This window comes from Sulfurospirillum arcachonense DSM 9755 (assembly GCF_000597725.1).
Taxonomy (GTDB): domain Bacteria; phylum Campylobacterota; class Campylobacteria; order Campylobacterales; family Sulfurospirillaceae; genus Sulfurospirillum_A; species Sulfurospirillum_A arcachonense.
Map to the genome: position 1 here is coordinate 40,270 of NZ_JFBL01000014.1, position 20,857 is coordinate 61,126.

Annotated in this window: 22 protein-coding genes; 14 read left to right on the forward strand and 8 right to left on the reverse strand. The window is 29.4% G+C overall.

Annotated features, from left to right (window positions below; all coding sequences use genetic code 11):
• Nucleotides 1-42: 42 nt before the first annotated feature.
• The 14 genes from K354_RS0110860 to mrdA all read left to right on the forward strand — a co-directional run bounded on the left by K354_RS0110860 (nt 43) and on the right by mrdA (nt 14,101).
• Nucleotides 43-921, forward strand: a complete 879-nt coding sequence (locus tag K354_RS0110860) for an NAD(+)/NADH kinase (protein WP_024955527.1) — start codon at nt 43-45, stop codon at nt 919-921.
• Entirely contained in the window at nt 918-2,450 is a 1,533-nt protein-coding gene (locus tag K354_RS0110865) for an AAA family ATPase (protein WP_024955528.1), read from the forward strand. The genes K354_RS0110860 and K354_RS0110865 overlap by 4 nt, the downstream gene beginning before the upstream one ends.
• Nucleotides 2,451-2,493: 43 nt before the next feature.
• Nucleotides 2,494-4,605: a sensor histidine kinase gene (locus K354_RS14780; RefSeq protein ID WP_024955529.1), complete on the forward strand. Its 2,112-nt coding sequence runs from the start codon at nt 2,494-2,496 to the stop codon at nt 4,603-4,605.
• A gap of 84 nt (nt 4,606-4,689) precedes the next feature.
• Nucleotides 4,690-5,934, forward strand: coding sequence for a GGDEF domain-containing response regulator (locus K354_RS0110875; RefSeq protein ID WP_024955530.1), 1,245 nt, complete (start codon nt 4,690-4,692; stop codon nt 5,932-5,934).
• Between the two features lie 11 nt (nt 5,935-5,945).
• Nucleotides 5,946-6,728 carry a TatD family hydrolase gene (locus tag K354_RS0110880; protein WP_024955531.1) on the forward strand — a complete coding sequence of 261 codons (783 nt, stop codon included), beginning with the start codon at nt 5,946-5,948 and terminating at the stop codon, nt 6,726-6,728.
• A 56-nt stretch (nt 6,729-6,784) separates the two neighbouring features.
• A complete protein-coding gene (locus K354_RS0110885; protein ID WP_024955532.1) occupies nt 6,785-7,999 on the forward strand; it encodes a lytic transglycosylase domain-containing protein in 1,215 nt (404 codons plus the stop codon).
• Nucleotides 7,989-8,765, forward strand: coding sequence for a septal ring lytic transglycosylase RlpA family protein (locus K354_RS0110890; RefSeq protein ID WP_084607370.1), 777 nt, complete (start codon nt 7,989-7,991; stop codon nt 8,763-8,765). Before K354_RS0110885 ends, K354_RS0110890 begins: the two co-directional genes overlap by 11 nt.
• 25 nt (nt 8,766-8,790) lie before the next feature.
• Nucleotides 8,791-9,357 (forward strand): imidazoleglycerol-phosphate dehydratase HisB, encoded by a 567-nt coding sequence (hisB, locus tag K354_RS0110895; RefSeq protein ID WP_024955534.1) that lies wholly within the window; start codon nt 8,791-8,793, stop codon nt 9,355-9,357.
• The gene (locus tag K354_RS0110900) at nt 9,354-9,848 is read left to right on the forward strand and encodes a KdsC family phosphatase (RefSeq protein WP_024955535.1); all 495 of its coding nucleotides are present in this window, start codon (nt 9,354-9,356) and stop codon (nt 9,846-9,848) included. Before hisB ends, K354_RS0110900 begins: the two co-directional genes overlap by 4 nt.
• Nucleotides 9,839-10,366 carry an LPS export ABC transporter periplasmic protein LptC gene (gene lptC, locus K354_RS0110905; protein ID WP_024955536.1) on the forward strand — a complete coding sequence of 176 codons (528 nt, stop codon included), beginning with the start codon at nt 9,839-9,841 and terminating at the stop codon, nt 10,364-10,366. Before K354_RS0110900 ends, lptC begins: the two co-directional genes overlap by 10 nt.
• Nucleotides 10,363-10,827, forward strand: coding sequence for a lipopolysaccharide transport periplasmic protein LptA (gene lptA, locus K354_RS14250; RefSeq protein WP_245600606.1), 465 nt, complete (start codon nt 10,363-10,365; stop codon nt 10,825-10,827). The genes lptC and lptA overlap by 4 nt, the downstream gene beginning before the upstream one ends.
• Nucleotides 10,824-11,438 (forward strand): ribosome biogenesis GTP-binding protein YihA/YsxC, encoded by a 615-nt coding sequence (yihA, locus tag K354_RS0110915; protein WP_024955537.1) that lies wholly within the window; start codon nt 10,824-10,826, stop codon nt 11,436-11,438. The genes lptA and yihA overlap by 4 nt, the downstream gene beginning before the upstream one ends.
• Nucleotides 11,422-11,880, forward strand: coding sequence for an N-acetyltransferase (locus K354_RS0110920; protein ID WP_024955538.1), 459 nt, complete (start codon nt 11,422-11,424; stop codon nt 11,878-11,880). The genes yihA and K354_RS0110920 overlap by 17 nt, the downstream gene beginning before the upstream one ends.
• 433 nt (nt 11,881-12,313) lie before the next feature.
• Nucleotides 12,314-14,101, forward strand: coding sequence for a penicillin-binding protein 2 (gene mrdA, locus K354_RS14255; RefSeq protein ID WP_037940689.1), 1,788 nt, complete (start codon nt 12,314-12,316; stop codon nt 14,099-14,101).
• On the opposite strand, the gene K354_RS0110935 is transcribed toward mrdA, so the two are convergent.
• The 8 genes from K354_RS0110935 to K354_RS0110970 all read right to left on the reverse strand — a co-directional run bounded on the left by K354_RS0110935 (nt 14,102) and on the right by K354_RS0110970 (nt 20,840).
• Nucleotides 14,102-15,037 (reverse strand): calcium/sodium antiporter, encoded by a 936-nt coding sequence (locus K354_RS0110935; RefSeq protein ID WP_024955540.1) that lies wholly within the window; start codon nt 15,035-15,037, stop codon nt 14,102-14,104.
• On the reverse strand, nt 15,037-15,453 hold the full coding sequence (ybeY, locus tag K354_RS0110940; RefSeq protein ID WP_024955541.1) for an rRNA maturation RNase YbeY: 417 nt from the start codon (nt 15,451-15,453) through the stop codon (nt 15,037-15,039). Before ybeY ends, K354_RS0110935 begins: the two co-directional genes overlap by 1 nt.
• Before the next feature lie 7 nt (nt 15,454-15,460).
• A complete protein-coding gene (locus K354_RS0110945; RefSeq protein ID WP_024955542.1) occupies nt 15,461-16,462 on the reverse strand; it encodes a hypothetical protein in 1,002 nt (333 codons plus the stop codon).
• Nucleotides 16,459-18,387, reverse strand: coding sequence for a methionine--tRNA ligase (gene metG, locus K354_RS0110950; protein WP_024955543.1), 1,929 nt, complete (start codon nt 18,385-18,387; stop codon nt 16,459-16,461). Before metG ends, K354_RS0110945 begins: the two co-directional genes overlap by 4 nt.
• Before the next feature lie 108 nt (nt 18,388-18,495).
• Nucleotides 18,496-18,684, reverse strand: coding sequence for a hypothetical protein (locus tag K354_RS0110955; RefSeq protein WP_037940692.1), 189 nt, complete (start codon nt 18,682-18,684; stop codon nt 18,496-18,498).
• 1 nt (nt 18,685) lies between these two features.
• Nucleotides 18,686-19,522: a class 1 fructose-bisphosphatase gene (locus K354_RS0110960; protein ID WP_024955545.1), complete on the reverse strand. Its 837-nt coding sequence runs from the start codon at nt 19,520-19,522 to the stop codon at nt 18,686-18,688.
• The gene (gene mobB / locus K354_RS0110965) at nt 19,522-20,019 is read right to left on the reverse strand and encodes a molybdopterin-guanine dinucleotide biosynthesis protein B (RefSeq protein WP_024955546.1); all 498 of its coding nucleotides are present in this window, start codon (nt 20,017-20,019) and stop codon (nt 19,522-19,524) included. The genes K354_RS0110960 and mobB overlap by 1 nt, the downstream gene beginning before the upstream one ends.
• Before the next feature lie 35 nt (nt 20,020-20,054).
• A complete protein-coding gene (locus K354_RS0110970; protein WP_024955547.1) occupies nt 20,055-20,840 on the reverse strand; it encodes a Rossmann-fold NAD(P)-binding domain-containing protein in 786 nt (261 codons plus the stop codon).
• Between the last annotated feature and the right edge of the window lie 17 nt (nt 20,841-20,857).

Genomic DNA, 20,857 nt, shown 5'->3' on the forward strand with positions numbered 1-20,857 from the left:
TATCAGGATTAAATAATTAAATAAACGATAAAATCTATTACCATGAAAATAACAGATACAAATGAACGACTAAAACAGATTAAATGTGTTGGTTTAGTGACTAAACCAAATGATACAGGATTAACACACCATTATAAAGTTATAAAAAATGCACTACTAAAGTATGATGTAAAATTGGTAGTTGAAGCAAAAAGTGCAAAGTTACTTAATTGTGATGGAGTTAGTTTTGAAGAGATGTGTGAACAAAGTGATTTTCTTATAGCCTTAGGTGGTGATGGAACATTGATTTCACTTAGTAGAAGAAGCTTTCATTATGGAAAACCAATTTTAGGTGTTTATGCTGGACAACTTGGATTTTTGACTGATATTAAATCCGATGAGATAGCAATTTTTATAGATAAGATTTTTAATAAAGATTATAGAATTGATACAAGAATGATGCTTGAAGTATCTTTACATGTAAAAGGGGAAGAGAAAAAACTTGTAGCTTTTAATGATATTGTTTTTTCTCGTACAAAGCTCTCTGGGATGGCTAAGGTAGAAGCTTATATAGATAAAGTTCTTATTAATACTTACTATGGAGATGGTTTAATAGTTTCTACACCAACTGGTTCAACAGCTTACAATGTTTCAGCGGGCGGTCCAGTTGTATATCCTTTAACAAAAGCTCTTATTCTTACTCCTGTTTGCCCTCACTCTTTTACGCAACGTCCATTAGTTTTACCTGTAAATTTTGAGGTTGAATTTAAAAGTAGCACAAAAGATACGGTGATAATTGTAGATGGACAAGATACTTATAATATGGGAGATTTTGACTCAGTAACTATTAAAATAGCAGATAATGGAGCAAAGCTTATCCATAGAGTTGATAGAAATTATTTTGAAGTGTTAAAAGAAAAATTACATTGGGGACAAGAATGATAGAAAGGTTGTATATTAAAAATCAACTTTCATTTAAAGAGTGTGATTTAAAATTTGAAAATGGGCTTATGGCTTTTACTGGACCTAGTGGTGCTGGAAAGTCAGTTTTTATGCAAGCAATTTTATCTTTGTTTGGGCATGGTGAAGCTAATGCAAGTGTAGTTGAAGCAACCATAACAGACAATATTGATTTAGAGACATTTGGTCTTGAAAATGATGAAATAAATATTTTTAAGTATGTTAAAACAAAAAGCACAAGATATTTTGTAAATGCAGGAAGTGTTTCAAAAAAAATAATGTCTGAGATATCAAAAGGTTTTATTAATTATCTTTCAGTGAGAGATAGTGAAGAGTTTGAAAATGAGAGATTAATTACACTTTTAGATGCACTTATTGGAAAGAAAACTCCTTTACATGTAAAAGAAGTAGAAGAGTTTAAAGAGCTTTTTTTAGAGTATAAAAAAGTAAAGGAAAAACTTGAAATTATTGAAGAAAAAGAGAGAAAGATTGAAGAGTTAAAAGAGTTTGCCTCTTTTGAAATTGCAAAAATAGATGAAGTTTCTCCTAAAATTGGTGAAGATGAAGAGTTGATGAGTTTTAAACGCTCACTATCAAAAAAAGAGAAAATTGAAGAGAGTCTTAATAGTGCAAATAGTATCTTTGATAGTGAAAGTAGTGTGAGTGAGTTTTTAAATTTAATAGAAAAAGATAGTACTTTTTTTGATGAGAGCATGAACGAGCTTAGAGCAATTATAGAAGATGAAAGAGAGAGATTAAGCGATTTAGAAGATCAAGATGTCGAATCTTTATTGGAGCGAATCGAAAAAATTTCATCTTTAAAGTCTAGATATGGCTCTATTGAAGAAATATTAGAATATAGAGATAAAAAGAAACAAGAGTTAGAAGAATATGCCAATATAAGTTTTGAAAAAGAAAAACTTATACAATCTTGTAAAGAACAATTAGATATTTTAGTACAAAAAGCAGAGACTATTTCTCAAAGAAGAGATAAATCAATATCTATTTTAAATACTAAAATAAACTCGTATTTAGATATGTTATATATGCCAGAAGTAAATCTTTTAAAAAGTGAAATTGAATTAAATGAGTGGGGAAAAGACTTTTTACATGTAGAATTAGGACGAGTTAATATTAAAAAAATTAGTTCGGGTGAGTATAATAGACTTCGTTTAGCCTTTATTGCCACTACAAGTGAGTATTTACTTGATTCTGGTGGTGTTCTCATTTTGGATGAGATAGATGCAAATCTTAGTGGGAAAGAGTCAATGAGTGTTGCAAAAGTTTTAAAGCAACTTTCGCAAAAATACCAAATATTTGCCATCTCACATCAACCACAGCTTTCGTCTCAAGCAGATTGTCATTTTTTGGTTACAAAAGATCAAAATCAGAGTCAAGTTAGCTTGTTAAATAAAGAACAAAGAATAGTAGAGTTAGCTCGTATGGTGAGTGGTGAAGAGGTAAGTAGTGAAGCAACAGTATTTGCACAAAAACTCTTAAATGTTATTTGAATATGATATAATTAATCCATTGTAATAATAAGGAGGGAGTGTTTTGAAAAAAACTATTACTCAAATGATATTTTCAAAAGTTCTTTTTGTAATATTTTCCCTTTTATTACTTATATGTTTTGGCTGGTTTTCTAGCCTAAAATTTAATACTCAAGCAGATATAAATGAACTTAGAGAAAACTACATAGAAGAACAAAAAAGAATTGTAAAAGATCACGTTGATATATCTATTCAGTATATAAATACAAGTAGAGAGATTCGTTTAAAGAGAGTTAAACAAAATCTAAAAGATAATATACAAAATGCTTATACTTTCATGGAAAATACATATGAAAAGTATCATAAAACTATGCCGGAAAAAGATTTAAAAGAGCTAATAACAAGTGCTTTAAGAAAAATTCGATTTTTAAATGGTCGAGGCTATTATTATATATCAAATATGGATGGATTATCCATAATGCATGGAAAAATGAAAAGCTTAGAAAACACTAATTTATCTACAGGTCCAATAAAAAATGTAAGAGAAGTTCAGGCAAAAATTGTAAACTTACTTTTAAAACAAAATGAAGGTTTTCTTCAGTATAAATGGTTTAGAAAAAATGTTCCAGATGGTATCAAATCAAAAAAGATTGCATATGTAAAATATTTTAAGCCTTATAATTGGTATATAGGAGCAGGAGATTATATAGAAGATATAGAAGAAGAGCTTAAAAGTGATTTATTAGATATTATAGGAAAAATAAGATTTGGAACTGATGGGTTTATCTTTGTAGCGACTTATTCAGGGGTTGGTATTTCTCATCCTGATAAAACTATTGAAGGCAAAGACAGTTTTAATTTAAGAGATAAAAATGGATTTCTTTTTGTTCAAGAGTTAATAAAAGTAGCGAAATCTAATAAAGATGGCGGTTATGTAAGATATATAGGGCCTTATCGTCCTGAAACAGGAAAACCTGGTGAAAAAATAACATATACTAAAGGAGTAGGTAATTGGGATTGGTTTGTTGGGAGTGGTTTATTTATAGAACCTTTAGAAAGTGAACTAAAATTAAAAGAAGAAAAATTAAATCAAGATTTTATGTATGTGGCTACTTTTTTGTTTTTTGTATTTGCAATTATAGGCTTGATTATCTATTTTGGAGCCAAAAAATTTAGCAAAAATATAGATGAAAGTTTTCATGAATTTGAAATTTTCTTTGCGAAAACAGCAGAAAATAATGTAAGTTTAGATGTGAAAAACATGGAGTTTGTAGAGTTTGAAGTGTTAGCTAAACATACAAATGAATTAGTAAATAAAATTAAAGATTTAAATCAAAATTTAGAAGCTAAAGTAGCTCAAAGAACTCAAGAACTAAAACATACCAATAAAACTTTAGAAAAAACACTTAGTAAGTTACATGTAACAGAAGTATCAATGTTAGAAAATGAAAAAATGGCTGCATTAGGAGAGTTAGTGGCTGGAGTAACACATGAAATAAATACTCCTGTAGGATTGAGTTTAACAGGTATTACTCATTTTAGTAGTATTACAAAAAATTTAAAACAACTTTATGAAAGTGATTCATTAAGCCAAGATGAGTTTGAAGGTTATGTAAAAGTTTCTAATGAATTGGCAGATACTATTACGTTAAATTTAAAACGTGCTGCAGAAATTATCAAAAGCTTTAAAACAGTTGCTATAGATCAAACTAGTCAAGATAAAAGAGAGATTAATGTAAAAGAGTATTTTGAAGAAGTTTTACTTAGTTTGAGAAATAAAACTAAAAAAAGTAATATTGATTTTAAAATAGAGTGTGATAATTCATTGACAATCAATACATATCCAGGGGCTTTATCTCATATAATAACCAATCTTGTTATAAACTCTATAGTACATGGTTTTATAAATACACAAAAAGGAGAAGTTATAATTACTGTAAAAAAAGTTGATAATAATGTGAATATAACATATAAGGATGATGGTGTTGGAATCCCAGCTTCAAATTTAGATAAGATATTTAATCCCTTTTTCACAACTAAAAAAGGTAATGGTGGCAGTGGTCTTGGTTTAAACATTATCTATAAAATTATAACTGATGAATTACATGGAAAAATAAGATGTGAAAGCAAAGAGAATGAAGGAGCAATTTTTTATATAACTTTTCCACTTACCTAACATAGTTTTACTTCAACAGAGTCTTTATGATAAAATATATATTTACATAAAAATTTGAATGACAATTTATGGAGTATCTTAAAAATGGAAAAAATACTTGTTGTTGAAGACAATAAAGCATTATCAAAGCTAATAGCAAAAAAGATTTCTCAAAATATTGATTTTGAGGTAGATGTAGCGCACAGCTTAAAAGAAGCACAACTTTTTATAAGTAAAAATAAATATTTTATTACTCTGTTAGATTTAAATTTACCAGATGCTCCTAATGGAGAAGTTGTAGATTATGTACTTTCTAAAAATATTCCTTCTATTGTTTTAACTGCAAATGTAGATAAAGAAACAAGAAAAAATATACTAAGTAAAAATGTTATTGATTATGTGTATAAAGGGAATATGGATGATGTAAACTATATATTTCATCTTATAGAAAGACTTTCAAAAAATAGAAATAATAAAGTAATGATTGTTGATGATTCAATACCTATGAGAAGTGAAATGAAGCAAATATTAGAAGCACAGATGTATAAAGTGTTTTGCGCTGCACATGGTGAAGAAGCCTTGGTATATATAAAAGATAATCCCGATATAAAATTAGTTTTGACTGATTATAATATGCCAGTTATTGATGGTTTTGAATTAATTAAAACTTTGCGAGAAGATTATCCTAAAATGCAAATGTGTATTATAGGAATGACAGAAAATAGTGATCAAATGTTATCTTCAAAGTTTTTAAAAATAGGGGCAAATGATATTATAAATAAACCTTTTATCAAAGAAGAATTAATTTGTAGAGTAAACAATGCAGTAGAATCTTTAGAGTATATAGAGACAATCAGCGATATGGCAAATACTGACTTACTAACAGGTGCAAGAAATAGAAGAAGTTTTTTTAAAGAGATGAATTCTTATATGGATAATTGTAGGCAAAATGGTGAAAGGTTTGCTGTAGGTATTTTAGATATCGATGATTTTAAAAATATTAATGAAAAATATGGACATGATACTGGTGATATAGCTATAAAAGAATTAGTTGAATTGGTTCAAGACAATATAAAAGGTTCAGATATTATTGCAAGGCTTGGTGGTGAAGAATTTTGTGTTTTATTAAAAAATATTGATAAAAATAAAGCAGTTGAATTTTTTGTTAGATTACGATTAAAAATAGCAAATAATTTAATTAGTTTTGAAAATATTGATTTAAAATATACTGTTTCAATAGGCGTTACATTTAATGGTGAAGATGATTTTAAAGAGTTAATGAGTCAAGCGGATATGGCCTTATACAATGCTAAACAAAATGGAAAAAACAGAGTAGAAATTTCGGAATAAGGATAAAAAAAGTGATAATAGATACTCATGCCCATTTAGATGATGAAAAATATTTTGATGATTTAGATGAAGTTTTAAAAAATGCCAAAAAAAATGGTATTGAAGGTATATTGATTCCTGGTGCAGATATAAATGATTTGAAAAAAGCTCAAAAAATATCACATGAAAATGAAAATATATATTTTGCTGCAGGTGTCCATCCTTACCATCATGAACAATATGATGAAACAATTTTAATAAATTTTTTAAAAGATGAAAAATGTATTGCTGTTGGTGAATGTGGGCTTGATTATTTTAGGCTTCCTGATGAGGTAAGTGAAAAAGAAGTTGAAAAAAAAGCACAAAAAGAGGTTTTTAAAAAGCATATTGAATTAGCAAAAAAAGTAAATAAACCCTTAATTGTTCATATTCGTGATGCAAATGATGATAGTAAGACTATTTTACTAGAGAATAATGCTAAAGAGATAGGAGGTGTTCTTCATTGTTATAATGCAAGTGAGCATCTTCTATCTTTAGCCCAAGAAGGTTTTTATTTTGGTATTGGAGGTGTGTTGACTTTTAAAAATGCGAAGAATTTAGTAGAAGTATTGGAAAAAATTCCTCAAGAGAAACTTCTTATTGAAACAGATGCTCCTTATCTTACTCCACACCCTCATAGAGGAAAAAGAAATGAGCCTTCATATACAACATTTGTCGTAGAAAAAATGGCTGAGATTTTAAAAAAAGATGTAGATACTATAGAAAATTTAACAACTAGTAATGCTAAAAGACTTTTTAAAGCATTTGCAAAGTGAAATTGAGGTACTATAATTGCTTATTATGTTGCATAAAAAGTGCTTAAGGGAGTTGGATGTTTAGATTTTTATTTTTGGTATTATTGTTGATTCAAAGTGCGAATGCTTTTTTAAGTACAGAAACGAATTATCGTGAACAAGCAAAAGTTTTAAAAAGTCTTGATATTGATCCTACTTTTCTTACAGATTTACTGTTTATAACTATGAAAGAAGATGCAGATAAATATAGAACAAAACATTTTTTAAAAGTATTAGAAAATGGTAATAGATTTATACCAGTTTTACAAAATATGCTAAAAGAGGCAGGAGTTCCTGATGCCTTTCTTTATCTTGCTATGGCTGAATCTAACTTTGTTCCAAATGCATATTCTAGAGCGAGAGCTGTAGGAATTTGGCAATTTATGCCTTATACTGGTAGAAAATTTGGTTTAGATATTAATTTATATGTCGATGAAAGACGTGATCCTATAAAATCAACTGAAGCAGCAATTAAATATTTAAAATATTTACATGAAAGGTTTGGTAAATGGTATTTAGCTGCTATTGCATATAATTGTGGTGAAGGTAGAGTATCTAAAGCTATACGTAGAGCAGGAACTGATGATTTAGCAGTTTTACTTGAAAAAGATAAAAAGTATATTCCTCGAGAGAGTAGAATTTATATTAGAAAAATTATGATGATGGAGCACCTTTCTACAAGTACAGATTTTATCGTTGGACACAATGCAGGGTATCTTATGAATAGAGGTACAACACATACTTTTGCTAAAGTGAATGTTAAAGGTGGAACAACATTAGATAATGTTGCAGATAGTATTGGTATGTCTTATAAAGAATTAAAATCTTATAACCCGCATTTAAGATATGGTTTTGTTCCTCCTAGAAAAGGTAAATATCATATATACCTTCCTTATGGAAAACAGACTCTTTTTGAACAAAATTATGATCCAAAAAAAGATACTGGAAGATTTTATGTACATCAAATTAAAAAAGGTGATTCTCTTTACTACATTGGTAAAAAATATGGGGTTTCCTATAAAGTTATAAAAGATTTTAATAGACTCAAATCAAATATGTTAAGTTTAAATAAAAAATTAATTATCCCTGTACTTAAGCCTAAAACACGAAACTATACAATAAGAAATGGTGATACAATGAAAAGAATTTCTAGAAAGTTTGATGTAGCAATTGGAACAATTATGAAAGTGAATAATAAAAAAAGTTCTACAATAAAAGTTGGAGAAAGACTTGTTATTCCGTATGTTTATTAAAAAAGGTATTTTTCTATTAGTTGTTTTTATTTTTTTAGGATGTTCAAGTCGTCAATATGTTCCTAGTTCATCAGGAAGTTATAAGTACAAACCCAAAAGTACAACAACGAAGATAAAAAACTCTGCAAACATGCATAGAGCGACGATGCGACCTTATACAGTTATGGGAAAAACGTATTATCCTACAAAAGTAAGTGTCAATGATTCTTTTAGTGGAATAGCAAGTTGGTATGGACCAAATTTTCACAATAAAAAGACTTCGAATGGTGAATATTATAACATGTATGATATGACAGCTGCTCATAAAACTTTACCTATGAATACAATGCTAAGAGTTACAAATTTAGATAATTCAAAACAGATTATTGTTCGAATCAATGATAGAGGACCATTTGTAAAAAGTAGAATTATTGATTTATCAAATGAAGCAGCCCATAGAATAGATATGGTCAAAAAGGGTACAGCTCCTGTTCGCATTGAAGTTGTAGGTTTTGATGGTGTAGTAGGTGGACAAAATGCTACTAAAAGTGTAGTTTTAGAAAATTATTATGTTCAAATTGGTGCTTTTAGAAATAAAAATGGAGCATATAGATATGCAAGTAGGTATAAAAAAGTAAATAATCTATATACTTCTGATGTTACAAAAGGTCTTAAAAATGGAATAGCTCTATATAGAGTTTATTTAAAAGGGTTTAAAAGTGAAAGCGAAGCTAGAGACTTTATTGCAAAAGGTGACTTTAGTGGGGCATATATTTTAAGAAAGTAAATATGCTTTAGAATGGAGAAATAAAATGATAACAAGAACAACAAAAGAGACTGATATTAGTGTAGAGTTAAATTTATATGGAACAGGTATTTCAAATATATCAACAGGTATTGGTTTTTTTGATCATATGCTAGAGGCATTTTCTAAACACTCTTTAATTGATTTAGATATTACATGTAAAGGTGATACTCATATAGATTTTCACCATAGTGTTGAAGATGTGGGTATTGTTTTAGGGCAAGCTTTAAAAAAAGCAATTTATCCTATACAAAATGTAGAGAGGTATTCTAATGCTGTTGTAGTTATGGATGAAGCGGCAGTAGAAAGTTGTTTGGACTTAAGCAATCGTGCTTACTTGGTATATGATGTAAGTTTGAATGGAAAAGTTGGAGAATTTGATGTTGAGCTTGCTGAAGAATTTTTTAGAGCAGTAGTTACTAGTGCAGGACTTACTTTACATGTAGAGTGCAAAAGAGGAAAAAATAAACATCATATATTAGAGGCTGCTTTTAAATCTTTTGCTGTAGCTCTTCGCCGTTCAATTGTTAAAAATGATAGAGTAGGTATTCCTAGTACTAAAGGTATTTTATGATAAAACTTTTAATATTTGATGTCGATGGATGTTTAACTGATGGAAGTATCATTTATGGTGGTACTAACGATGAGTACAAAGCATTTAATGTCAAAGATGGTTTAGCAATCGCCTCTTGGTCGAGACTTGGGTTTAAAAGTGCTATTATCACAGGAAGAAACTCGAAAGTAGTAGAGAGACGTGCAAAAGAGTTACATATTACACATCTTCATCAAGGTATTAAAGATAAAAAAGCTATGTTAGAAGAAATTTTAAAAAAAGAGAATCTTACTTGGGAAAATGTAGCGGCTATTGGGGATGATTTGAATGATTATAATATGCTAAAAAGTGTTGGATGGTCATTTTCTCCAAATGATGGAGTAGATTTAATAAAAAAGAATGTTACAACAGTATTAAATACTTGTGGTGGTAAAGGTGCTGTGAGAGAAATGATAGACTTAATAATTAAAAAGGAAGAATTAGAAGAGAGGTTTTTAAAGCTTTGGCAGTAAAATTATTATACTATTTTGTGTTTGCTTTTATAGCAATTATGACATTTTTATTATATCAAAAACCTTATCAAGTAAATGACAATCTAAATAACAAAAAAGAAGCAAATATTGAGATGATAGATGTTGTGAATTATTCTATATCTCAAAATGGAATTTCTCATATAGTAAATGCAAAAAAAGTTTTAAGATATAACGATCATGATGAATTTTATAAAATAGATACAATAAGAAAGTCAAAAGAAAATTTTTATGATAATTTAAGAGCAAATAGTGGTAAGTTAGTTAAAGATGATCTTGAATTGTTTGGTAATGTCCGTTACCAAAATAGTGATAATGTAAAATTTAGTTCAGAAGTTGCACAATATAATCTAAAGACAAAAATTTTCAAGACAAATGCGAAGTTTATTTTAGAAGATAATAGTACAATAACTCATGGAACTTCATTAATATATCAGACCAAAGATGGCAAAATAGAAGCGCATAATATAAAATCAAATATAGAGGTAGCAGATAAGTGAAATTATTAATAACATTTTTAAGTATGGTAGCAGTTTTAAATGCTGGGACTGTAGAAGTAGTAGCAGATAAATTCTTTGCTGATGAAAATAAACAAGTAACAGAGTTTAATGGTCATGTAATAGTGACAAAACAAAGTGATAAGTTAGTAGCTAATAAAGTAGTAATAAATTTTGACAAAAAAAGACAACCTTTAAAATATACAGCAACTGGCAATGTTAAGTTAGATATGATTATGAACGATAAGGTCTATTTTGGTTCAGCAGAAAAAATGATTTATGATCCAATAAAAGATCAATATACATTTATAAAAAATGCTTATTTATATGAGAAAATAACAAATAAAAAAGTTTATGGTAATAAAATTTTTGTAGATCAAAAAACAGGACGTTATGAAGTTGATAGTGATGGAAAAAAACCAGTGAAATTTATCTTTAAAGTACAAGAAAAGAATAAAAAATGATAACTATAAAAGATGCAAGTTTTGTAAAATCTGCTGAGAAGATAGATCAAACCTTAGAAGAAGATGTATGTGAAGTGGCTTTTATAGGCCGTAGTAATGTAGGTAAGAGTTCCATTATAAATGCATTGACAAAAAGAAAAGGTTTAGCAAAAAGTTCATCAACACCTGGTAAAACGAGATTAATTAATTTTTTTGATATAAAATTTTCCAATGAGGAAGAAGAATTTTTAGCAAGACTTGTAGATTTACCTGGTTTTGGATACGCTCGAGTTTCAAAATCTATGAAGCATGAGTGGCAAAAAACTTTAACAAAGTTTATTAAAGAGAGAGAGTCTATCAAACTTTTTGTGCATCTTGTTGATTCTCGTCATCCTAATTTAGATATTGATAGAGAAGTATCAGAGTATTTACACGAAATTTGTAGAGCTGATCAAGAAATACTAATAATTTTTACAAAAGCAGATAAATTAAAACAAAAAGATGTGAGTGCCCTTAAAAAGATATATCCAAACTGTCTTACTGTGTCAAGTTCGAATGGTAAAGGTATTCAAAAAGTAACTGACGAAATTTTTAGTGCATTATTTGGAATGAAACTTGATTCAGTACACTAAAGCAAAACTTTCTGACATACAAGAGATGCAAAATCTTGTTGTTGATGAAGTTAAAAAAGGTGTTATTTTATTTAGAAGTTCAGATGAAATGGCAACAAATATTCGTTCATACATACTAGCTAAAAATGAAAATAAAATTGTAGGATTTGGTGCACTTCATTTTCATGCATATAATTTAGGAGAAATTAGAAGTCTTATAGTATCTCAAGATTGTAGAGGTATGGGTATAGGAAAGGGTATGGTTAATACCTTAGTACAAGAGGGTAAAAGTATGAATGTAAAAGAAATATTTACTTTAACCTATCAAAAAAGTTTTTTTGAATCAATCGGTTTTACTGAAATTCCAAAAGAGTCATTGCCAGCACATAAAATATGGGCTGATTGCGTAAAATGTAAGCACTTTCCGGTATGCGACGAAGTAGCACTGATAAAAACAATTTGAGAATATTTCTCTTTTCATTATCTTTGGTATTTTACCAAATAATGACTTCATTGTACACTTTTTTGCCCCTTTTTATTGGTGTTTTTTTTGCTTATATTGTAGTAAGTTTTGAAGATGAAAAAAGTAGGTTTTATATATATCTTTCTTTTATATATTTAAGTATATATGATTTAAATAAAGGTTTTTATCTTTTTTCCTCACTTCTTTTATTTATAATATTTTATAATCTTTTTGTAGAAAAAATTAGAAATTTCTTTTCATGTAATAATTGTATATTAGCAGTGTATGTGACAGTGGCTTATATAGGACATTTTTTGTTAAATTCTTTTATAGCTTATATTCTAAATCAAGATAGAGTTGTTTTTTCAAAAGATTATTTTTATTATATTCTTATAGATATTATATTTGCAATAATTTTGCTTAAAGGGAAAGTATGAGAATTAAACTCTTACTGATAGGTTTTACTGCTTTTTGGTTAGTTTTACTTGTAAGAATATATTATATAAGTATTAAGTCAAATACTTACTATGAAGAAATAGCCAAACAAAATGCTATTAAAGTAGAAGATTTAGCACCTTCAAGAGGGTCAATCTTAGATACTAACGGTAAACCACTCTCTGTCAATAAACTAGGCTTTAGTATAGGGATAAAACCGCAATTAAGCTCACGCAGAAAAAGAGAAACTCTTGATAAAGAAATAAATTTTTTGGTGAATAATCTAAAAGACTTAGATAGTAAAAAAATAAAAAAAATTTATTTAAAAAGAGATTCCCCATACTCTCATGAATATGTTAAAGTTATAGATTTTATTTCGTACGATGATGTTATCAATAAGTTTTCTAAGCTTTCATTAAGAGATAATTTAAAAATTAATATTGCTTCAAAACGTTATTACCCTTATAATGAATTAGCTTCACATGTCATTGGGTATGTTGCAAAAGCAAATATAAAAGATGAGCAAGAAAATAGAGTTGCAAAGCTTACTGGTTTTATTGGAAGAACAGGGATTGAAAAATACTATAATTCATTATTAGAAGGTGAAAAAGGACAAAAACGTACTAAAGTTACAGCTTTTAATGAAGAATTAGAAGAGATTGATAAAACACTTCCTTCAAGTAGTAATATAAAATTGAGTTTAGATTTGGAATTACAACAGTATATTGCAAAATTGTTTGAGAAAAAAAGTGGAGCAATTATTGTAATGAATGCTCGCAACGGACAAATACTAGCAGCTGGGAGTTTCCCAGAGTACAATTTAAATCAATTTGTTAGTGGAATAAGTCAAAAAGAGTGGCAAGAATTAGCAAATGATTTTAATCATCCTTTTACTAACAAATTAATTAATGGTTTGTACCCTCCAGGCTCGGTTGTAAAAATGGGAGTTGGTTTAGCTTTACTAGAATCAGGATTAGTAACTCCATATACAAGTTATTATTGTAGTGGTTCTTTTGAATTAGGTGGGAGAAAGTTTAGGTGTTGGAAAACTCAAGGACATGGTAAAACAAGTCTTAAAATGGCTATTAGAGAAAGTTGTGATGATTACTTTTATAAAGGTAGTTTAAAAATAGGTATTGATAGAATTGCTCCTGTGTTAAAAAACTTAGGCTTTGCTAGGAAAACAGGTGTAGATTTACCTTTTGAATTTATTGGTTCAGTCCCTGGTAGAATGTGGAAAATGCAAAAGTATCAAAAACCATGGTATCAAGGTGAAACATTAATTACTTCTATTGGGCAGGGATATTTTTTAACAACACCACTTCAAGTTGCAAAGTATACAGCACTTTTAGCAACAGGTTATTCAATAACACCTCATTTTATAAAAAGTGTTGATGGTTTAAAAGTTGATTATGGTAAAGAAGATGTATTGACTTATATAGAAAAAAGAAATTTACCTCTTATAAGAAAAGCAATGAGAGAAGTTATCTCACATCCTAGAGGTACAGGGCATAGATATATAAAATCTAAAGTTGACATAGCAGGAAAAACAGGAACAGCACAAGTTGTTGGTATTCCTCAAAGTGAAAAAAAACGTATGAAGGAGAATGAACTTGAGTATTATCACCGTTCTCATGCTTGGTTTACAACCTATGGACCTTATAAAGATCCTGAGTATGTTATAACAGCTATGATTGAACATGGCGGTCATGGTGGAGCTGCAAGTGGGGAAATAATCTCTAAAGTTTATGATAAACTTTTAAAAATGGGTTACATCAATAAATAATTAAAACAGTACCTTTAAACTATTATGTAGCATAAGACTTATAAGAAGTAACAAAGCAATACCTGCTGATTTATTGTATAGTTTATTTGCCGTGATAAAAATAAGCATAAATGAAGCAGATGACATACATAAAATATCAAAACCATATTTTGAAAAATCTACAGTGAGTGGATTGACAATAGCAGCACTTCCCAAAACAATAGTAAAGTTAGCAACATTACTGCCTATAATGTTACCAATAATCATATCAGCATTTCCTTTCTTTGCAGCTACAATACTTACGACAAGTTCTGGTAAACTAGTTCCCAAAGCAATGAGAATTAAAGATATTACCCATTCGGTTACACCTAAACTTCTTGCTATTATTGAAGCACTTTCTATAGTGTAGTTTGCACCTGCTATAACAAGAACAAATCCAAGAAGAAGAAAAAGAGTAGTTTTTCCCCAGGCAAATTTTTCTTTTACTAAATCAGTATCAACTTCATCTTCAATCATTTTTGCATCTTTGCTTAAAAATAGAAGATAGGCAGCCATAAGAATTAAAAATGTAAAACCTTCAAATTTTCCAATAACTCCATCGTAGGCCATAATAAAAAAGATCATAAGGGGAAATAAAGACCAAGCACTATCACTTTTAAACAAATCTCTTTTTGGTTTAATTTCTTTTACAAAAAGAAAAATTACTCCCAAAACAAGAGCAATATTAAAAGTAACACTTCCTAAAACATTTGCAACGGCCATTTCAGGCTTATTCATACTACTTGCAGCCATACTTGCAGCCATTTCAGGTAAACTTGTTCCAACTGCTATGAGCGTTGCTCCAATTACAAATGAAGAAATATTAAAATGAAGTGCAATTCTTTCTGATTCTACTATCACATAATTAGCACCTCCAATAAGAGAAATCATCGAAATTAAAAATATTATATATTCCACTAAACTGTCCTTACAATTAAACTTTTTGGCAGTGAAAACTCTTTAATCACTGTTTCCTCTTTTTCTCTCATTTCACCATTATCTACCTCATGATCAAATCCCAAAAGATGTAATAATCCATGAATAAATAACAGTGTGATTTCATCTTGAACAGAGTGATTAAATTCGTCTGCTTTTATTTGAGCTAATTCACTATTGATGAGGATTGAACCTAATGGAAAATATGGAACATCTTCTAAAGGGAAACTAAGTACATCAGTTGTTTTATCAAATCCTCTTTGATCATGGTTAATCTCTTGCATTGTATCAGAATCTATTAGAATTAATTCTATCTCTTTTTGTGTAAGAGAATCGCTTATTTTTTCTAAAAAAGTTGTATCTATTTTTATATCAGATTGATTATCTAAAGTTATCATATTGTTCCTAAAAGAGTGTCATTTGTTTATTGCTATGAGATTCTAAAAACTCTTCAAAATTGTCAATTTTACCATATATCAATACATATCTAAAATCAATATTTTGTAAATTTTGTATATCACTAAAGTTATTATATACCATTTTTACAGCTTTACATGTAAGGTTATTGACTTTTTCTTTTGGCACAAATATAATAAGGGCATTATTATCAACTTTTTCTTCTAAATACTCTATTTCTTTTTTAAAAAGTTTAAAGTTTTTTTCAAAGATGAGTGCTTTTCTAGTAGATCCAAAATCTTTTTTTTCCAGTTTATTATTAACAAATTGAGGATAAAAATGCCCAAAATGGTTAAAATTATCTATTGTAAAATTTATATTCAATTTTTCTAAATACTTTACTAGAGCACATAAATGAGGAATAAATAATGAAGAGAGTTTTATATTGTTTATGAACTTCTCATGCAATACAAAAGATGAGTAAAATATACTATGTTCAAAAACATGTTGTGCTTCACTTGTCTCTTCAGGTATAAGTATGGTTGGATCTACTTTATTTATAAATGCGTTATCTACAACAAAAAATAGTTCATTCTCTTTTGCTTTTAAAATTTCTAAAAGTGCATGTTGAGGCTCTTGTGAGAGAACCTTTGCATTTTTATCTATTTGAAGACATTTTGCTAATTCATATTGTAAAAAAGAAAGAGTAACAAACTTAAAATTTTTATTGGTCGCATAAAAACGAGAAAGCTTTATTAACGTTGTCGTTAAGTCTTGTACACTTACCCAAGCTATCTCTTCATCTTCAATTTTTGGAATAGTTGCTGTTAAAATACAGTATGCTCCATTATCTATAGCTTCATAAATATCTTCATTTGAGTTATTGACATCAATAAAAAGATCGCCTCTTTCTATTTTTTTTGAGTTTATTTTGATATTATCAATGGAGTTAACTGATGGAGTATTAAGTAAAACCCCACCAGTTATTCTTACTAGGCTTTCAATTTTCATCCAACAGATGAGCCACTTTTTTTAGGAGTTTCTGGTCTCATAAGTGCTAAACCATCTTTATCTTTTGCTGCTAAAAGCATACCTTGGCTTAACATACCCATGATTTTTGCAGGTTTTAGATTTGCTACTATACACACTTGTGTATTGATTAAATCTGCTGGTGCATAGTACTCTTTAATTCCTGCTATTACTTGACGAGGGTTTTCTTCACCTACATCAACTTTTAATTTTAAAAGTCTATCACTTTTAGGAACTTCTTCTGCTTCTAAAATTGTTCCAATTTTTAAAGATGTTTCAAAAAACTGATCAATTGTTATGATTGATTCCTCTTTTGTCTTTGTTTCTTTTTTCTTTTTTACTTCTGGCTTAGTTGAAGGTTCTGGAGTCTCAATCGCTTCTTCTTCGATTCTAGGAAAAAGTGGTGGAATTTTTTCTATAACAAAGTCATTTAACAGTTCTCTGTTTTGAATTAGTTTTGTATAACTTTCAGTATTTATCTCAAATCCAAGGGCAGCTGCAATTTTTGAAGATGTTTTGGGCATAACAGGACTTACTAAAACTGTAACACGTGCTAATATATTTGCTACAAGACCTACGACTGCTAATGCACCATCTGTATCGCCATTTTTGATTTTAACCCAAGGTTCATGTGCTGTTATTGCTCCATTTGCAATTGTTAAAACTTTCCATAAATCTTCTAAATATCTATTTGTTTGAAGCTCATTAAGTTTTTTCTCAACGCCATCTAAAATCTCTTCTACATCACTTAATTCTTTTACATGTAAAGCTTTTACATCTTTAGAAGTGACAGCAGATTGACTATATTTTCCACTCATACCGATAATTCTATTTAAAAGATTTCCAAACTCGTTTCCAAGGTCTGAGTTGATACGGTCTATTAAAGCTTTTTGAGAAAAATCTCCATCTTGTCCAAAAGGAACTTCACGGAGCATAAAATATCTAAAGTTTTCTAAACCATAGGCATCAGCTACTTCTTTAGGATTGACTACATTTCCTTTTGATTTACTCATCTTTTCGCCATTTCTTGTCCACCAGCCATGAGCTGCGATATGTGTCGGAAGAGGAAGACCAAGACTCATTAAAAATGCTGGCCAGTAGATAGCATGAAAACGTAAGATATCTTTACCAACTAAATGCATAGTTGCAGGCCAAAAATCCATATTTTCTTCATCTTTACCGTAACCTAATGCCGTGACATAATTTAAAAGAGCATCAAGCCAAACATACATAACATGCTTAGGATCACCCATCTCTTCAGGAAGTTTTACACCCCAATCAAAACTTGTACGGGTAATAGAAAGGTCACGAAGTCCTTGTTTTACAAAACTTATAACTTCATTTTTTTTGCCTTTAGGCAGTACACATTGCTCATCATCGTGGTACCATTTTAAAAGTTGTTCTTGATAACTTGAGAGTTTAAAAAAGTAACTCTCTTCTTTTACTAAGTTTGTTGGTTTCCCACAATCAGGACAGCCATCACCATCAATGAGTTGTGTTTCTGTAAAAAATGTTTCGCAACTAACACAGTAATGACCTTCATAATCACCCTTGTAAATATCACCTTTATCAAACATTGTTTTAAAAGCTTTTTGAACACCTAGTTTATGGTCTGCATCAGTTGTTCTGATAAATTTGTCATAACTTATATCAAAATCATCCCATAGAGCTTTGAATTTCCCGCTGATTTCATCAGCATATTCTTGAGGATTTCTATTTCTACTTTTTGCAGCTTCTTCGATCTTTTGACCATGCTCATCAGTTCCCGTTAGAAAATAAGTCTCACGACCTTTTAGGCGGTAGTAGCGAGCCATAGTGTCAGCTATGATAGTTGTATAAGCATGTCCTATATGAGGAACGTCATTGACATAATAAATGGGTGTAGTTACATAAGCTTTGTTGTTCATTCTATGTTCTCCTTTTTATCGAGCAAAGCTCAATAAAATTCCTCTCACTGAAGCTTTGCCTTTGGCAAGAAGAGGAATTTATTTCTTTTATTTTTATTTTTTAATCTATTAAAATTCAAATCCGCCAGTTTCACCTTTAGACATACTATCATAGGTGGCTCTAACGTAATTTTTTCTTGTTTCACATTCAAAAATTTTTTCACAATCCATACAAGTTTTAAGATTTTTAGTTGTTTGACACTCTTGAAGAGTCTTTTTTTTATCTTCTAAATCTTTTTGAAACTCATCTTTTTCCATACTACTTATTACACTCGATTACTCTTTTTATTTCTGCATTAGAACCAAAAAAACATGGACTAGTATCATGAGGATGTGCTGGTGTCAAATCAAGTATTCTTTTTGTTCCATCTACAGATGCTCCTCCAGCTTTTTCAAATACAAAAGCAAATGGAAAAACTTCAAAGATAAGCCTAAGTTTACCCTTTGGCACATCACTTGTTGAAGGGTATGAAAAAAGTCCACCGCCTTTTAATAGAATTTGATGCAAATCTGGAACCATACCGCCAGAGTAACGAAGTCTATATCCATCTGCAAAAATATCATCTATCATTTTTTTATGTTTAGGTGCCCAACACATTTGAGTAGAACCAGGAGCGTTAAGTTTCCCTTTTTCATTTAAAACAATGTCTTTTAAAAATACAAATTTGTTTTGTTTATTGAGTCTATACATACGAACTTTATCCGTTGCAATTACAAGCTCAACCCTAGGACCATATACTACATATACGCTTGCAATTAAATTTTTACCTGCATATCCACCTTCATAGATACCAAAGATTGAACCAACACTAAGGTTTACGTCAATCAAACTAGATCCATCAAGTGGATCATATCCTATGAGGTAACGTCCAGTATTGTGAAGAGGCGTTTTATCGTCTTTTTCTTCACTCACAATTTCTTTGATAGTGTTTACTTTTCTAAACTCTTCTTCAATGATAATATCACTTTTTATATCAAGTTTAAGTTGTGTATCACCAGTGGCATTGTGATCTTCAGAATATCCCGTGTCGTCAAATTCTATTGCTTCACGTATTCTTATGGCTGAGCGTTTTATCGCTTCAATTATTTCAGTCATTATCTAACCTTTTTTGCATTTTTTAAAATCCACTCTACAATAGCATTTGTGTCATTTAAATCCAAAATGTCCAAATGTTTTGGTATATCGTAATTATTTAAGTCTATACTATCATCTATTGCTAGAGCATTTGAAACAGGAAAATAACTCTCATCAAGTTTGTTTCTAAAAACAGAAAGTCTAGGAAGAGGAAGAGTTTTTAATCCTTCAACTAAAAGTATGTCAAAATCACCTAAGAGTTTGATGATTTCATCGATACTCTTTTCTTTTTGTGAAAGCAGTGTAGTTCTCGTAGGTGATGTTACTACAACTTCTGCTCCAGTTTGAGAAAATTTCCAACTATCTTTTCCTTCTTTATCAAAAATAGCTTTATCACTTGGGTCGTGTTTGACAATAGCTAAAGAGTACTTGTCTTTTAATGCATTTGCAACTTTAACAATAAGAGTTGTTTTTCCACTGTTTGACGGTCCACTAAAAGCTATAGCTAAAGAGTTCATTTTTTATCCCGTTGTATAAATATTTTGCGATTATATCAAAATGCTTCTTGATTTTTAATGAGAGGAAAATATATAGGGTTTGGATGCTTATACATGTAAAAAAGTTTTTTATCGATTTTATCTGTTAGAACAAGATGTTTTTTACTATTACCATTTTTAAAAATACACTCTTTTTGGTTTAACATATAGCATTGTTCTTGGATAATCTCTTTTTTTGTAGGATGCATAGGAGCACATACATTGTAAGTACCTGTGAGATTTTGTGCTATTGTTTCTTTAATTATACCGATAGCATCTTCTAAGTGAATATGATTGACTATGGATTGTGAATTTTCTATAGTATCTGTATAGTATTTTCTTAGATATCTTTCTTTTCCCATGAGCCCAGCAAATCGTAAAATGGCTACATTTTGAAATTTATTGAAAATCATTTCTGTTTGCACAATTTGGTTATTTGCTTTAGTTGGGGATTCTTCATCTTTAGCATCAGGAGTATCTTCATAAACAGAAGTTGAAGAAGCAAAAATAATTTGTTTAATTTTATGAAATTTTTCATGAGATACAAGTTTGTTAAATATCTCCTGATAATTCTCATTTTTTGATGGAGGAATAAGTATACACAGAACATCTGTATCAAATATCCGATGAGATAAAGTATCTTCATTTAAATCAACATAAAAAGAGTTTATTTTTTCTCTATTGAGTGCAAGTTGCAAAGGTCTGTTTCTAAATGAAGCTAAAACATCATAATTGTTTTTTGAAAGATGTTTTGCCAAAGGAAAACCTAACCAACCAGTACCAAGAATAACTACTTTTTGCATGTGTTCACCAAAATATT

Bases quoted from the DNA above. Each gene is read 5' to 3' on its own strand.
- K354_RS0110955 (WP_037940692.1), bottom strand. From the start codon at position 18,684: ATGGAAAAAGATGAGTTTCAAAAAGATTTAGAAGATAAAAAAAAGACT.
- K354_RS0110875 (WP_024955530.1), top strand. From the start codon at position 4,690: ATGGAAAAAATACTTGTTGTTGAAGACAATAAAGCATTATCAAAGCTA.
- mrdA (WP_037940689.1), top strand. From the start codon at position 12,314: ATGAGAATTAAACTCTTACTGATAGGTTTTACTGCTTTTTGGTTAGTT.
- metG (WP_024955543.1), bottom strand. From the start codon at position 18,387: ATGAACAACAAAGCTTATGTAACTACACCCATTTATTATGTCAATGAC.
- ybeY (WP_024955541.1), bottom strand. From the start codon at position 15,453: ATGATAACTTTAGATAATCAATCTGATATAAAAATAGATACAACTTTT.
- K354_RS0110970 (WP_024955547.1), bottom strand. From the start codon at position 20,840: ATGCAAAAAGTAGTTATTCTTGGTACTGGTTGGTTAGGTTTTCCTTTG.
- K354_RS0110960 (WP_024955545.1), bottom strand. From the start codon at position 19,522: ATGACTGAAATAATTGAAGCGATAAAACGCTCAGCCATAAGAATACGT.
- K354_RS0110945 (WP_024955542.1), bottom strand. From the start codon at position 16,462: ATGAAAATTGAAAGCCTAGTAAGAATAACTGGTGGGGTTTTACTTAAT.
- K354_RS0110885 (WP_024955532.1), top strand. From the start codon at position 6,785: ATGTTTAGATTTTTATTTTTGGTATTATTGTTGATTCAAAGTGCGAAT.
- yihA (WP_024955537.1), top strand. From the start codon at position 10,824: ATGATAACTATAAAAGATGCAAGTTTTGTAAAATCTGCTGAGAAGATA.
- K354_RS0110860 (WP_024955527.1), top strand. From the start codon at position 43: ATGAAAATAACAGATACAAATGAACGACTAAAACAGATTAAATGTGTT.
- K354_RS0110890 (WP_084607370.1), top strand. From the start codon at position 7,989: ATGTTTATTAAAAAAGGTATTTTTCTATTAGTTGTTTTTATTTTTTTA.
- mobB (WP_024955546.1), bottom strand. From the start codon at position 20,019: ATGAACTCTTTAGCTATAGCTTTTAGTGGACCGTCAAACAGTGGAAAA.
- K354_RS0110865 (WP_024955528.1), top strand. From the start codon at position 918: ATGATAGAAAGGTTGTATATTAAAAATCAACTTTCATTTAAAGAGTGT.
- K354_RS0110900 (WP_024955535.1), top strand. From the start codon at position 9,354: ATGATAAAACTTTTAATATTTGATGTCGATGGATGTTTAACTGATGGA.
- hisB (WP_024955534.1), top strand. From the start codon at position 8,791: ATGATAACAAGAACAACAAAAGAGACTGATATTAGTGTAGAGTTAAAT.